The organism is Pseudomonas sp. C321 (assembly GCF_055407105.1).
The window spans coordinates 753082-766415 of the sequence record NZ_JBUZRB010000001.1 but is presented as its reverse complement, the minus strand read 5'-3'; the positions used below and the strand labels follow the sequence as shown (position 1 = coordinate 766415).

The 13334-nt window shown below is 58.7% G+C and carries 14 protein-coding genes; 10 read left to right on the top strand and 4 right to left on the bottom strand.

Annotation, left to right across the window (positions count from 1 at the left end):
- Positions 1–2: 2 nt before the first annotated feature.
- Together rhlB and ACZRJ6_RS03615 are read right to left on the bottom strand one after the other, a co-directional pair.
- A complete protein-coding gene (rhlB, locus tag ACZRJ6_RS03620) occupies positions 3–1478 on the bottom strand; it encodes an ATP-dependent RNA helicase RhlB (RefSeq protein WP_463967107.1) in 1476 nt (491 codons plus the stop codon).
- A 96-nt stretch (positions 1479–1574) separates the two neighbouring features.
- Positions 1575–2231 (bottom strand): alpha/beta hydrolase, encoded by a 657-nt coding sequence (locus ACZRJ6_RS03615; RefSeq protein WP_463967106.1) that lies wholly within the window; start codon positions 2229–2231, stop codon positions 1575–1577.
- Between the two features lie 461 nt (positions 2232–2692).
- Here ACZRJ6_RS03615 and ACZRJ6_RS03610 point away from each other — a divergent pair, with 461 nt between their 5' ends.
- The 9 genes from ACZRJ6_RS03610 (at position 2693) to ACZRJ6_RS03570 (ending at position 11138) form a co-directional block, all read left to right on the top strand.
- Positions 2693–3721, top strand: a complete 1029-nt coding sequence (locus ACZRJ6_RS03610) for an amino acid ABC transporter substrate-binding protein (protein ID WP_463967105.1) — start codon at positions 2693–2695, stop codon at positions 3719–3721.
- Between the two features lie 72 nt (positions 3722–3793).
- Positions 3794–4975: an amino acid ABC transporter permease gene (locus ACZRJ6_RS03605; protein ID WP_463967104.1), complete on the top strand. Its 1182-nt coding sequence runs from the start codon at positions 3794–3796 to the stop codon at positions 4973–4975.
- Between the two features lie 10 nt (positions 4976–4985).
- Entirely contained in the window at positions 4986–6083 is a 1098-nt protein-coding gene (locus tag ACZRJ6_RS03600; protein ID WP_463967103.1) for an amino acid ABC transporter permease, read from the top strand.
- A gap of 27 nt (positions 6084–6110) precedes the next feature.
- Positions 6111–6875, top strand: coding sequence for an amino acid ABC transporter ATP-binding protein (locus ACZRJ6_RS03595; protein ID WP_017340656.1), 765 nt, complete (start codon positions 6111–6113; stop codon positions 6873–6875).
- Between the two features lie 306 nt (positions 6876–7181).
- Positions 7182–7841: a FadR/GntR family transcriptional regulator gene (locus tag ACZRJ6_RS03590; RefSeq protein ID WP_463967102.1), complete on the top strand. Its 660-nt coding sequence runs from the start codon at positions 7182–7184 to the stop codon at positions 7839–7841.
- Positions 7831–9156 (top strand): CynX/NimT family MFS transporter, encoded by a 1326-nt coding sequence (locus ACZRJ6_RS03585; protein ID WP_463967101.1) that lies wholly within the window; start codon positions 7831–7833, stop codon positions 9154–9156. The genes ACZRJ6_RS03590 and ACZRJ6_RS03585 overlap by 11 nt, the downstream gene beginning before the upstream one ends.
- 154 nt (positions 9157–9310) lie before the next feature.
- Entirely contained in the window at positions 9311–9781 is a 471-nt protein-coding gene (locus ACZRJ6_RS03580) for a nuclear transport factor 2 family protein (RefSeq protein ID WP_463967100.1), read from the top strand.
- A gap of 36 nt (positions 9782–9817) precedes the next feature.
- On the top strand, positions 9818–10117 hold the full coding sequence (locus tag ACZRJ6_RS03575; protein WP_133099765.1) for a GIY-YIG nuclease family protein: 300 nt from the start codon (positions 9818–9820) through the stop codon (positions 10115–10117).
- A gap of 85 nt (positions 10118–10202) precedes the next feature.
- Positions 10203–11138, top strand: a complete 936-nt coding sequence (locus ACZRJ6_RS03570; RefSeq protein ID WP_463967099.1) for a glutathione S-transferase family protein — start codon at positions 10203–10205, stop codon at positions 11136–11138.
- A 91-nt stretch (positions 11139–11229) separates the two neighbouring features.
- On the opposite strand, the gene ACZRJ6_RS03565 is transcribed toward ACZRJ6_RS03570, so the two are convergent.
- Positions 11230–11580 carry a glutaredoxin family protein gene (locus ACZRJ6_RS03565; RefSeq protein ID WP_463967098.1) on the bottom strand — a complete coding sequence of 117 codons (351 nt, stop codon included), beginning with the start codon at positions 11578–11580 and terminating at the stop codon, positions 11230–11232.
- Positions 11580–12584 carry a nucleoid-associated protein YejK gene (gene yejK, locus ACZRJ6_RS03560; protein WP_133099762.1) on the bottom strand — a complete coding sequence of 335 codons (1005 nt, stop codon included), beginning with the start codon at positions 12582–12584 and terminating at the stop codon, positions 11580–11582. The genes ACZRJ6_RS03565 and yejK overlap by 1 nt, the downstream gene beginning before the upstream one ends.
- 395 nt (positions 12585–12979) lie before the next feature.
- Between yejK and ACZRJ6_RS03555 the strand changes: the two genes are divergently transcribed.
- Positions 12980–13261 (top strand): HU family DNA-binding protein, encoded by a 282-nt coding sequence (locus ACZRJ6_RS03555; protein WP_133099761.1) that lies wholly within the window; start codon positions 12980–12982, stop codon positions 13259–13261.
- Positions 13262–13334: the final 73 nt, after the last annotated feature.

The window sequence follows — 13334 nt, the reverse complement described above, 5'->3', positions numbered from 1 at the left end:
CCTTAAGGCCGTTTGCGCTCCACCGGGCGCAACAAATGCGTGGTCGGCGTTTCGCAACTGATCTTGCGGCCCAGCAGGGTTTCGATCGACGGCAACTGATAGGAGTCATCTTCACCGGCAAAGCTGATGGACACGCCAGCGGCACCTGCGCGACCGGTACGGCCGATGCGGTGTACGTAGTCGTCCGGTACTTCCGGCAGGGTGAAGTTGATCACGTGGCTGATGCCTTCGATATGAATCCCACGGCCGGCCACGTCGGTGGCCACCAGCACGCGAATCTTGCCTTCGCGAAAACCTTCCAGCGTCTTGATACGCTTGTGCTGCGGTACGTCGCCGGACAATTGCGCAGCGTTGACGCCGTCACGCACCAGGCGTTCTTCGATGCGCCGCACTTCGTCCTTGCGGTTGGCAAAGACCATGACCCGTTCCCAGCCGTTGTCGTTGATCAGGTTGTAGAGCAACTTGTACTTGTCGGCGCCGGCAACGGCGTAGATGTGCTGTTCGACGTTTTCGCTGGCAACGTTCAGCGCTTCGATCTCGACGATGGACGGCTCAGTGGTCCACTGCTTGGCGAGGTTCATCACGTCTTCAGTGAAGGTCGCGGAGAACAGCAGGGTCTGGCGTTCGTCTTTCGGCGGGGTCTGGCGAATGATCTGACGCACTTGCGGGATGAAACCCATGTCGAGCATGCGGTCGGCTTCGTCCAGCACCATCACTTCGACCATGTCCAGGTGCACGTCGCCGCGCTGGTTGAAGTCCAGCAAACGGCCCGGTGTTGCTACCAGGATGTCGCAGTGGCGTGCTTCCAGGTGCTTGAGCTGTTTGTCGAAGTCCATACCGCCCACGAACGTCATGACGTTGAGGCCGGTGTACTTGGTCAGGTCGGCGGCGTCCTTGGCGATCTGCACCACCAGCTCCCGGGTCGGAGCGATGATCAGCGCACGGGGCTCGCCCATGTAGCGCTCTTTGGGCGGCGGGGTTTGCAGCAGTTGAGTGATGATCGAGATCAGGAACGCGGCGGTCTTGCCGGTGCCGGTCTGCGCGCGACCGATGGCGTCTTTACCCGCCAGGGTGAAACCCAGTACTTGCGCCTGGATCGGCGTGCAGTACGGGAACCCCAGGTCCTGGATGGCGTGCATCAGTTCTGGGGCGAGTTTGAAGTCGTGGAAACGGGTTTTGCCTTCCTGGGGTTCGACTGCGAAGTCTTCCAGCTTCCAGGGAATGACCACAGGTTTGGGCGCTCGCTCGCGGCGAGGCTTCTCCTGGAGCGGCTTCTCAGCGGGCTGCTCTTGCGCGGTTTCAACCGTGGCGGGTGTGGTCACCGGCTCTTTTTTTGGCGAGGCAACAGGTGCGGTCCGGCCTGGCTGCTGACCGTCATTGCGGCTGCCTTGAACGTGGGCGTGGGCACTGGAACCAGGCGCGAGCTGCTCAGCCTCGCTTTTACCGAACATTTTCTTGAGTGCTTTGAGCACGGTCATCTCATCAATTGGTTAAGGAATGTACGCCGGCCAGTGTAATGCAAGAATCGGGCGCGGCGTAGTGCGTTGGTCATACGGCTACACAATGTGTGGTTTTCAGCCCAAATGAGTGGTCAACCAGGCACCGATATCGCGTATCTCCTCGGGTAACACTTCGTGGCCCATTGGGTATTCCTGCCATGTCGCGGTGACACCACGGGACTTCAAATGCTCATAAGCGCTACGGCCCATGGCGTTCTGTACCACGTCGTCGTACTGACCATGTAGGCACAGCACGGGAATACGCTGTTGGCTGGCGGATAATTCCAGCTCATCGCTGAAGGTCGGTGCGTAAGTGGAGAGGGCAAGTACGCCACCCAAGGCACCCTGCCATTTCAGGAAGGCTGCGTGTAATACCACTGCGCCGCCTTGGGAAAAGCCGGCGAGAAAAATTCGCGAAGGGTCTATTCCGCTGGTTTTTTGCTCCTCGATCAAGTCGGTGACCATTTTCGCCGACTCATCAAGCTGTTCGCGGCTGATGGCCCGGGCCGGGCTCATGGCCAGAATGTCGTACCAACTGGGCATTTCATAGCCGCCGTTGATGGTCACCGCGCGAGTCGGTGCCTGGGGCAAAACGACGCGTGTGGTCAGCAATGTTTCCTGCAGGGCTTCGGCTACCGGGAGGAAGTCGTAGCGATCGGCACCCAGGCCATGCAACCAGATAACGCAGGCGTCTGCGGGCTTGGCGGGCTGAAGAATCAAGGGTTCGGTCATGTCTGCTCCATTAATGTGCGCTCGCTCCGATTGAGTGCGTCGGGACGGTGCGCAGTCGGTTAATCAGTTAAGAAGATGTCGCAAGGTTGAATCTTTTGCTCTTGACCTGCGGCTGAATCGCTTTGGCCGTCACTGTGGTACGGCGCTTGCTATGCAGAAGCTGAAGTCAGCTCTCTCTTACGGCGGTAACACTATCAGTCACAGCCGTATGGGGGATAGCAAGACCATTGATGGACGTTTGCCACTGCCTGTTACGGGCTTCGCAAACATGAAAGGGCTATCGCCCGTTCGGCTGTTTGGTTAGGGCAAGACGATCCATCGATGGACTTTCTCCTACTGGACTTATAGCGACAGCCTGATGCCGTTTGACCCCAAAAAAAGCCAACACGGGTCGATTTCGCCTCAAAAGGGTGCGGCAGGGCTCAAGCTCCGACACAACAAGAGCAAAACTGGAGGTTTGAATGAAGGTATTGAAATCCACCCTGGCCATCGTGACCGCGGCCGCCGTATTGGGTGTCAGTGGTTTCGCCCAGGCCGGCGCCACCCTGGATGCCGTGCAGAAGAAAGGCTTTGTGCAATGTGGCGTGAGCGACGGTTTGCCGGGCTTCTCGGTACCGGATGCCAGCGGCAAGATCCTCGGGATCGACGCTGACATTTGCCGTGCCGTGGCCGCTGCCGTTTTCGGCGACGCAACCAAGGTCAAATTCAGCCAGTTGAATGCCAAGGAGCGTTTCACCGCGCTTCAGTCCGGCGAAGTTGACGTGCTGTCGCGTAATACCACCTGGACCAGTTCCCGGGATTCGGGCATGGGCCTGGTGTTCGCTGGCGTGACTTACTACGACGGCATCGGCTTCCTGGTAAACAACAAGCTGGGTGTGAAAAGTGCCAAGGAACTGGATGGCGCGACCATCTGCATCCAGGCCGGTACCACTACTGAGCTGAACGTTTCCGACTACTTTCGTGGCAACAACCTCAAGTACACCCCGATCACCTTCGACACCTCCGACGAAAGCGCCAAGTCGCTGGAATCCGGTCGTTGCGACGTGTTGACCTCGGACAAATCCCAGCTCTACGCACAACGCAGCAAGCTGGCGTCCCCTGGTGACTACGTGGTTCTGCCGGAAACCATCTCCAAGGAGCCTCTGGGCCCGGTCGTGCGTAAAGGCGACGAAGAGTGGTTCAGCATCGTCAAGTGGACCCTGTTCGCCATGCTCAACGCCGAAGAAGCCGGTATCACTTCGAAAAACGTTGAAGCCGAAGCCAAATCCACCAAGAACCCTGACGTCGCTCGTCTGCTGGGCGCCGACGGTGAATACGGCAAGGACCTGAAGGTTCGCAAGGACTGGGTCGTGCAGATCGTCAAGCAAGTGGGTAACTACGGCGAAGTGTTCGAGAAGAACCTGGGCAAGAGCACCCCTCTGGCTATCGACCGTGGCTTGAACGCGCTGTGGAACAACGGCGGCATTCAATACGCACCACCTGTGCGCTGATCGCTGATGGTTCTATCACCCGGTGGGCCAACCGCCGGGTGATGTTCTGTACCATTATTTCTGGGGCACTTCATGCAAAATCAAATCGGCGCACCAAAGCAGAAGCTCAGCTTCAGCGATCCAAAAGTGCGTGCGTGGCTATTTCAGATCATCACCATTGTCGCGGTGGTCTCGCTGGGCTGGTACCTGTTCAACAACACGCAAACCAACCTTCAGCACCGGGGCATTACCTCGGGTTTTGACTTCCTTGAGCGCAGTGCCGGCTTCGGCATCGCTCAGCATCTGATCGACTACACGGAATCGGACAGCTACGCCCGGGTCTTTGTGATCGGCCTGCTCAACACCTTGCTGGTGACCGTGATCGGCGTGGTCCTGGCGACCCTCCTCGGTTTCATTATTGGTGTGGCGCGGCTGTCGCCGAACTGGATCATCAGCAAACTGGCGACCGTGTATGTGGAAGTGTTCCGCAACATCCCGCCGCTGCTGCAAATCCTGTTCTGGTACTTCGCGGTGTTCCTGACCATGCCGGGGCCGCGTAACAGTCATAACTTCGGTGACACCTTCTTTGTCAGCAGTCGTGGCCTGAACATGCCGGCCGCCATTGCGGCGGACGGATTCTGGGCGTTCGTGGTCAGCGTTGTGGTGGCGATCATCGCCATCGTGCTGATGACCCGCTGGGCCAACAAGCGCTTTGAAGCCACTGGCGTGCCGTTCCACAAGTTTTGGGTGGGCCTGGGCCTGATCCTGATGATCCCTGCATTGTGCGCGTTGTTGTTCGGTGCACCAGTGCATTGGGAAATGCCGGAACTCAAGGGCTTCAACTTCGTTGGCGGCTGGGTGTTGATTCCAGAACTGCTGGCGCTGACCCTGGCCCTGACGGTGTACACCGCGGCGTTTATCGCCGAGATCGTGCGCTCCGGGATCAAGTCGGTCAGCCACGGCCAGACCGAAGCAGCCCGCTCCCTGGGGCTGCGCCCTGGCCCAACGTTGCGCAAGGTCATCATTCCGCAAGCGTTGCGGGTGATCATTCCGCCGCTGACCAGCCAATACCTGAACCTGGCGAAAAACTCGTCTCTGGCGGCCGGTATCGGTTACCCGGAAATGGTTTCGTTGTTTGCCGGCACGGTGCTCAACCAGACCGGCCAGGCCATCGAAGTCATTGCCATCACCATGAGCGTGTACCTGGCGATCAGCATCAGCATTTCCCTGCTGATGAACTGGTACAACAAGCGCATTGCGCTGATCGAGCGGTGAGGAAACGCCCATGAGTACGCATACTTTCAAACCTGATATGCCGCCACCGAGCAAAGTTTTCGGGCCGATGGCGTGGATGCGCGCCAACATGTTTTCCAGCTGGCTCAATACCCTGCTGACGCTGTTGGCGTTCTACCTGATCTACCTGGTGGTGCCACCGATCCTCAGTTGGGCAATCATCGACGCCAACTGGGTCGGTACTACCCGCGCCGACTGCACCAAGGAGGGCGCCTGCTGGGTGTTTATCCAACAGCGCTTCGGGCAGTTCATGTACGGCTACTACCCCAGCGAGCTGCGCTGGCGTGTGGACATGACCGTGTGGCTGGCCATTGTTGGCGTGGCGCCATTGTTCATCTCGCGCTTTCAACGCAAGGCAGTCTACGGCCTGAGTTTTTTGGTGCTGTATCCGATCATTGCCTACTTCCTGCTACACGGCGGGATCTTCGGCCTGACCAATGTAGCGACCAGCCAATGGGGCGGCCTGATGCTGACTCTGGTGATCGCCACGGTCGGTATCGCCGGGGCCTTGCCGTTGGGCATCCTGCTGGCGCTGGGGCGACGCTCGAACATGCCGGCGATTCGGGTTGTCTGCGTGACCTTCATCGAGTTCTGGCGCGGCGTGCCGTTGATCACCGTGCTGTTCATGTCTTCGGTGATGTTGCCGTTGTTCCTGCCTGAAGGCATGGGCATCGACAAGTTGCTGCGGGCCTTGATCGGCGTGATCCTGTTCCAGTCGGCCTATGTCGCTGAAGTGGTGCGCGGTGGTTTACAGGCGATCCCCAAGGGCCAGTACGAAGCGGCTGCGGCGATGGGCCTGGGCTACTGGCGCAGTATGGGCCTGGTGATCTTGCCCCAGGCGTTGAAGATGGTGATTCCGGGCATCGTCAACACCTTCATTGCGCTGTTCAAGGACACGAGCCTGGTGATCATCATCGGCCTGTTCGACTTGCTCAACAGCGTCAAGCAAGCTGCCGCCGACCCGAAATGGTTGGGTATGGCCACCGAAGGCTATGTGTTTGCGGCCTTGGTGTTCTGGATTTTCTGTTTTGGTATGTCCCGCTATTCCATTCATTTGGAACACAAGCTGGACACAGGCCACAAGCGCTAAGGCTGTACCTAATTTAGGAATTAAGTGATGAGCGAAGCGATCAAACAGCCTGCAAGCCCTGAAGGCATTATCCAGATGCAGGGCGTCAACAAGTGGTACGGCCAGTTCCATGTGTTGAAAGACATCAACCTCAACGTCAAGCAGGGCGAGCGTATCGTGCTGTGTGGCCCGTCGGGTTCCGGCAAGTCCACCACCATCCGCTGCCTTAACCGCCTGGAAGAACACCAGCAAGGCCGTATCGTGGTCGATGGCGTGGAGCTGACCAACGACCTCAAGCAGATCGAAACGGTCCGCCGTGAAGTCGGCATGGTGTTCCAGCACTTCAACCTGTTCCCGCACCTGACCATCCTGCAAAACTGCACGCTGGCGCCGATGTGGGTGCGCAAGATGCCCAAGCGCAAGGCTGAAGAAATTGCCATGCATTACCTGGAGCGCGTGCGCATTCCGGAGCAGGCCCACAAGTTTCCGGGGCAACTGTCCGGCGGCCAGCAACAACGCGTGGCGATTGCCCGGGCGCTATGCATGAAGCCGAAAATCATGCTGTTCGATGAGCCGACGTCGGCACTCGATCCGGAAATGGTGAAAGAGGTGCTGGACACCATGATCGGCCTGGCTGAAGACGGCATGACCATGCTCTGCGTAACCCACGAAATGGGCTTTGCCCGTACTGTGGCGAACCGGGTGATCTTCATGGACAAGGGTGAGATCGTTGAACAGGCGGCGCCGAATGACTTCTTCGATAATCCGCAGAATGATCGAACCAAGTTGTTCTTGAGCCAGATTCTGCATTGATCTGTGGATGATGCTTAAAAGTAAGCCCGGCCTAGTGCCGGGTTTATTGTTTGGGGCTCAGGAAATCGTGAGGTTTTCATGTTCCTTGTGCTCGGTGTATTTGAAGGCTCCCCGCACTTCTGGTATTCCCAGCCAGAAAGATCATCGACACGCCGCTCCATGCCTTTGACGCTAATGGTTGCGCAGCGACCCTTGAAACGCGTCATGGCGTTGTCACGCAAACAACCCTAGTGCGTTGCCCTTGTAGGCAAGTCTGACTACCATGTAGGAAAATTCATCCTATGATTGGATGAAAGGGCGAATCCCATGACAGACATTGCTCCACTGATAAAACGCTCCCTGGTTGATCAGGCTCTGGAGCAACTGCGCCAGCGTATCAATCAGGGCAAATGGGCGCTCGGCGAGCGCCTGCCTACCGAGCCTGAGCTGTCTGCCGAACTGGGCATCAGCCGCAATACCGTGCGCGAGGCCATGCGCGTGCTGGCGTTTTGCGGGTTGATCGAGATTCGCCAGGGCGACGGCAGTTACCTGCGCTCAATGATCGACCCGCTGGGGGCGATGAAAGCCTTGTCTCACTGCTCCCTGGCCCAGGCCCAGGAGACGCGGCAGATTCTTGAAGTCGAAGCCATAGGACTGGCTGCGCTGCGCCGTACCGATGAAGACCTACACGCCCTGCGCCTGGCGTTAAGCGCCAGCGGTGAGCATTACCACGGCGATCTGGAACACTACATCAGCTGTGATCTGGTGTTCCACAAACGCCTGGTGGACGCCGCCCACAACCCCGCCTTGAGCGAGCTGTACCAGTACTTCTCCAGCATCGTCGGCGCCCAGTTGCGCCAAACCCTCAATATCAAGCCTCGCCGCCAGGCGGTGTTCGACTTGCATGCCGAGCTGCTCGATGCGGTGGAGCAACAGGACCCGGAACGTGCCAAGGCCCTTTGCCGGCAGTTGATCAATGAACCTTGAACCCGAGAACATCATGTTCAGTACAGAAAAGCGCCGTACAGAAAAGCTCCGGCCTGAAAATGCCCCGCGCAAGGCCGAGCTGGAAGAGCTGCTGATCGATGCCGAAGCCGATGATGACGAGGTTCAGCACAGTCATCCGCTGGTGAGTCGCCCCTGGTTGTTGCTGCTGGGCTTGATTCTGGTGGCGCTGAACCTGCGTCCGGCGTTGTCGAGCATGTCGCCCTTGCTCAGCGAAGTGTCCGGCAGCCTCGGCCTGTCGGCAGCCAAGGCGGGTCTGCTGACCACCCTGCCAGTGTTGTGTCTGGGGCTGTTCGCGCCGCTGGCGCCAATCCTCGCCCGGCGTTTTGGTGCCGAGCGAGTGGTGTTGGGGATTTTGCTGATCCTGGCTTGCGGCATCATCCTGCGCAGTTCCTTCGGCGAAGTCGGATTGTTTGCTGGCAGCCTGCTGGCCGGCGCCAGCATCGGCATCATCGGCGTACTGTTGCCCGGTATCGTCAAGCGTGACTTCGCCAAGCAGGCGGGCACCATGACTGGCGTCTACACCATGGCCCTGTGCCTGGGGGCGGCGCTGGCGGCCGGTGCCACTGTGCCGTTGAGCCAGTATTTTGGTGATAGCTGGGCCATCGGCCTGGGTTTCTGGATTCTTCCGGCGTTGGTGGCTGCACTGTTCTGGCTGCCCCAGGTTGGCCAGAAACACGGCGCCCACCACGTGGCCTATCGCGTGCGCGGTTTGCTGCGTGACCCGCTGGCCTGGCAGGTGACGTTGTACATGGGGCTGCAATCGTCCCTGGCCTACATCGTATTTGGCTGGTTGCCGTCGATCCTGATCGGTCGCGGCTTGACGGCGACCCAGGCAGGCCTGGTGCTTTCAGGTTCGGTGCTCGTGCAACTGGCCAGCTCTCTGGCGGCGCCTTGGTTGGCTACGCGCGGCAAGGACCAGCGCCTGGCTATCGTGGTGGTGATGCTGCTGACCCTTGGCGGCCTGTTCGGTTGCCTGTATGCACCGCTGGACGGTTTGTGGGGCTGGGCGATTCTGCTGGGCCTGGGGCAGGGTGGTACGTTCAGCCTGGCGCTGACCTTGATCGTGCTGCGCTCGCGGGACTCCCACGTGGCGGCCAATTTGTCGAGCATGGCCCAGGGCTTTGGCTACACCCTGGCGTCCCTCGGCCCCTTCGCGGTCGGCCTGGTGCATGACTGGACCGGCGGCTGGGCGGCCGTGGGCTGGATTTTCGCGGTGATCGGTCTCGGCGCGATCATTGCGGGCCTTGGCGCCGGGCGTGCGTTGTATGTGCAAGTCACCAGCGAGAAGCTCTGAACCTACAGATAGACCACTTCCAGTGGCGCCTATGCTCGAAGTTGCGGCATGGTGCCTTATGGCCTTACCCGTGGCATTCCCGCCATAAATGCCGATAGTGTTCCAGGTGCTTGCGCACTACCTTACGTAGCCACCACCCTTTCGGAGCCTGCCCATGAGCGACGCCCATAACGCCCTGATCACTGAGTTCTACAGCGCCTTCCAGCGGTTGGACGCGGAGGCCATGAGCGCTTGCTACACCGATGATGTGGTGTTCAGCGACCCGGCATTTGGCGAGTTGTGCGGGCGAGATGCAGGGGATATGTGGCGCATGCTGACCACACGGGCCAAGGATTTTTCCCTGACCTTCGACGGGGTACACAGTGATGAAATCACCGGTAGCGCCCATTGGGTGGCGACGTATCTGTTCAGCCAGACCGGTAATACAGTGGTTAACGACATCCAGGCGCGCTTTGTCTTTCGCGATGGCAAGATCTGCGAACACCACGATCACTTCGACCTGTGGCGCTGGTCCCGCCAGGCTCTCGGTACCAAGGGACTGCTGTTGGGTTGGACGCCGCTGGTACGCAATGCGGTGCGTGCCCAGGCGTTGAAAGGGTTGAAGGCGTTCCAGGCCAGTCGTTGATAAGATTGGCGCTCTTTTCGTTTGCCAGAACAGTCTGTGAATAGTCCTTCTACCTGTGCTGAAGTTGAGCCAGCAGCGCCCAAAACGTGGTTCGTCTACTTGGTGCGCGCAGCCAATGGCTCGCTGTATTGCGGGATCAGCAATGATCCGCTGCGCCGCTTTGCCTCGCACCAGAGCGGCAAGGGCGCACGATTTTTCCTGTCCAGCCCGGCGGTGGCGCTGGTCTACACCGAAGCTTGCTCCAGCAAAAGCGAAGCCCTGCGTCAGGAGCGGCTGATCAAAAAGCTGAAAAAAAGCGCCAAGGAATGCCTGGCGGCCAGTGGCTTATCAATTTGACTGATAAGTTCCCATCAAGCAGATGGGTAGGCTGTCTGGTCTTCACACGTTAAGCTGCAAGTCCACTCGTTTAGCGGATTCCAGCATGTCTGAGTTGATTCTTCACCATTACCCGGCATCCCCATTCGCGGAAAAAACTCGTCTGATGCTGGGCTTCAAAGGCCTTTCCTGGCGTTCGGTGCATATCTCGCCAGTGATGCCCAAGCCCGATTTGACCGCCCTGACCGGTGGCTACCGCAAAACCCCGGTGTTGCAGGTTGGGGCCGATATTTACTGCGATACCGCGATGATTGCCCAACGCCTGGAACAGGCAAAAGCCACCCCGGCGCTCTTTCCTGAAGGCCAGGAGATGATTACCCAGACCTTTGCCGCCTGGGTTGATTCGGTGGTGTTCGCCCATGCCGTCAGCCTGGTGTTCCAACCTGAATCGGTAGCGGTGCGCTTTGCCAAGTTATCGCCGGAAGCGGTCAAGGCGTTTGTCGCCGACCGGACCGCGTTGTTCTCCGGTGGCGCGGCCGTCCGTGTGCCTGCCGAGCAGGCGCGCCATCAATGGCCAGTTATCATGGCGCGTCTGGAGCAACAGTTGCAGCGTGAGCAAGGGGATTTCCTGTTTGGCGAACCGTCGATTGCCGACTTCGCCATGGCGCATCCGTTGTGGTTTCTCAAAGCGACGCCCGTGACATCGCCTCTGGTCGACGTTTATCCCGCCGTATCTACCTGGCATGCGCGGGTCATGGGGTTTGGCCATGGTTCGGCGACTGAAATGAGCGCCGAGCAAGCCCTGGAGGTGGCACGAAACGCCACGCCTGCAGCCTTGCCGGATGAGCTGTTCGAAGAGCCGAATGGCTTCAAGGCTGGCCAGCAGGTAACCATCGCTGCGACCGACTATGGCGTCGACCCTGTGGCGGGTGAGTTGGTGTTCGCCGGTCGCGAGGCGTTGATCCTGCGCCGTACCGATGAGCGTGGCGGCACGGTGCATGTGCACTTTCCACGATTCGGGTTTCGCATTCAGGCTCAGTAGGCAAGCGGTCTAATGTAGGCTTCCAAATCTGAGGTGAATGAGCTTTTGTGGTGAGGGGACAAGCCCTCTCACCACAAGTGATCGGCTCTGGTTATTTGAGCGCCGCCATGATCGCATCCGGGTTGTAATCGCGAATCAGCGTGCCGTTCACGTCCACAAACGGAATCCCGCCACCGCCCAAGGCCTCATAGGCCTTGCGCGCCTGGGCGTCCTTTTCGATATCGACGACCTTATAGGGAATGCCCTTCTGATCGAGAAAACGTTGCGTCTGCTTGCAGTAGCCGCACCAGTCGGTGGTGTAGAGCACCACCTTGGCGTTGGCCCTGACCTGCTCTGACACTACCTGCGATGGGTTGAATACCCGCTCGATCTTGCCCCAGTTCTGGAAAACCACCACCACCAGCAACACCAGCAGGACTTTCTTCAGAACCCCGCCCAGCATCAGTTACGGCGCTTGAGCTGGTCAGTCAACTGGGTCGGCAGGCCCTTGATGATCAGGGTGCCAGCGGCTTCGTCGTATTCGATCTTGTCGCCCAGCAGGTGCGCTTCAAAGCTGATGGACAGGCCTTCCGCGCGCCCGGTGAAGCGACGGAACTGGTTAAGGGTGCGTTTGTCGGCCGGGATTTCCGGCGACAAGCCGTAATCCTTGTTGCGGATGTGATCGTAGAAGGCTTTTGGCCGGTCTTCGTCAATCAGCCCCGACAGTTCTTCCAGGCCCATGGGCTCACCAAGTTTGGCCTGGCTGCTGGCGTAATTCACCAAGGTCTTGGTTTTCTCGCGGGCGGATTCGTCCGGCAGGTCTTCGCTTTCAACGAAGTCGCTGAAGGCCTTGAGCAGGGTGCGGGTCTCGCCCGGGCCGTCGATACCTTCCTGGCAGCCGATAAAGTCGCGGAAGTACTCCGAGACCTTTTTGCCGTTCTTGCCCTTGATAAAGGAGATGTATTGCTTGGACTGCTTGTTGTTCTGCCACTCGGACACGTTGATCCGTGCAGCGAGGTGCAGTTGGCCCAGGTCCAGGTGGCGCGAGGGCGTCACGTCCAGCTCATCGGTCACCGCCACGCCTTCACTATGGTGCAGCAGGGCGATGGCCAGGTAGTCGGTCATGCCTTGTTGATAGTGGGCAAACAGCACATGGCCGCCGACGGAGAGGTTGGACTCTTCCATCAGCTTTTGCAGATGCTCGACCGCCACCCGGCTGAACGCAGTGAAATCCAGGCCACCGTCGAAATATTCCTTCAACCAGCCGCTGAACGGGTGCGCGCCCGACTCGGCATGGAAAAACCCCCAGGCCTTGCCTTGTTTGGCGTTATAGCTCTCGTTGAGGTCGGCAAGCATGTTCTCGATGGCGGCCGACTCGGCAAGCTCGGAGTCGCGGGCATGGAGAATTGCAGGGGTGCCGTCGGGTTTTTTGTCGATCAGGTGGACGATGCAATGACGGATCGGCATAGGCTTCTCGGCTGGTTGAGTGGGAGTGGTTGGCCTCCCGGAAAAAGTCGCCAGTGTACCGCACCCGCTGGTCGCGGCGGTGTCCGAAGGGTACTTCGGGAGTCATCCGACGACCCAGATGTGTTTTTTTCACGATTTAGAGCGATAAAGCTGACCAAATGGGTAGGTAGAGGCGGATATTTCCCCGTCTCTGTGCTAGTTTTGCCCCGTCTTACGCGATGTCTCGGCGTTAAGCGTGCATTCAGCATTTGTCAGGTCGAACCAAACCCCGTTTCAGGCATCTATAACCCCGATCTTCGTGGTTATAGCCTCGGGTGCCAGGCCTTACGGTCGGGCTCGATGGCTGACACTGCACTCTGCAATCCAAATGAATTTGATAGGGAAGGAACACCACAATGGCTATTACTAAAGACCAACTGATCGCTGATCTGGCTGAAGCTGTAGACGCACCGAAAACTACCGTGCGCGCACTTCTGGACCAACTGAGCCAGATCGTTGCTGACCAGCTGGAAAACGGCGGCGAAATCACTCTGCCAGGCGTTGGCAAATTGAAAGTGACCGAGCGTCCTGCCCGTACTGGCCGTAACCCTTCGACTGGCGCTGCCATCGAAATCGCTGCCAAGAAAGTTATCAAGCTGGTTGTGGCCAAAGGCCTGACCGACTCGATCAACAAGTAAGACGCAGCAAAAAAAAACCGTGCTCCGGAGCGATCTGGGCACGGTTTTTTGTTGCCTGCGATTTTGTTTTAAC

Coding starts and splice junctions, on each gene's coding strand:
- rhlB (WP_463967107.1), bottom strand. CDS start 1,478: ATGACCGTGCTCAAAGCACTCAAGAAAATGTTCGGTAAAAGCGAGGCT.
- ACZRJ6_RS03615 (WP_463967106.1), bottom strand. CDS start 2,231: ATGACCGAACCCTTGATTCTTCAGCCCGCCAAGCCCGCAGACGCCTGC.
- ACZRJ6_RS03610 (WP_463967105.1), top strand. CDS start 2,693: ATGAAGGTATTGAAATCCACCCTGGCCATCGTGACCGCGGCCGCCGTA.
- ACZRJ6_RS03605 (WP_463967104.1), top strand. CDS start 3,794: ATGCAAAATCAAATCGGCGCACCAAAGCAGAAGCTCAGCTTCAGCGAT.
- ACZRJ6_RS03600 (WP_463967103.1), top strand. CDS start 4,986: ATGAGTACGCATACTTTCAAACCTGATATGCCGCCACCGAGCAAAGTT.
- ACZRJ6_RS03595 (WP_017340656.1), top strand. CDS start 6,111: ATGAGCGAAGCGATCAAACAGCCTGCAAGCCCTGAAGGCATTATCCAG.
- ACZRJ6_RS03590 (WP_463967102.1), top strand. CDS start 7,182: ATGACAGACATTGCTCCACTGATAAAACGCTCCCTGGTTGATCAGGCT.
- ACZRJ6_RS03585 (WP_463967101.1), top strand. CDS start 7,831: ATGAACCTTGAACCCGAGAACATCATGTTCAGTACAGAAAAGCGCCGT.
- ACZRJ6_RS03580 (WP_463967100.1), top strand. CDS start 9,311: ATGAGCGACGCCCATAACGCCCTGATCACTGAGTTCTACAGCGCCTTC.
- ACZRJ6_RS03570 (WP_463967099.1), top strand. CDS start 10,203: ATGTCTGAGTTGATTCTTCACCATTACCCGGCATCCCCATTCGCGGAA.
- ACZRJ6_RS03565 (WP_463967098.1), bottom strand. CDS start 11,580: ATGCTGGGCGGGGTTCTGAAGAAAGTCCTGCTGGTGTTGCTGGTGGTG.
- yejK (WP_133099762.1), bottom strand. CDS start 12,584: ATGCCGATCCGTCATTGCATCGTCCACCTGATCGACAAAAAACCCGAC.
- ACZRJ6_RS03555 (WP_133099761.1), top strand. CDS start 12,980: ATGGCTATTACTAAAGACCAACTGATCGCTGATCTGGCTGAAGCTGTA.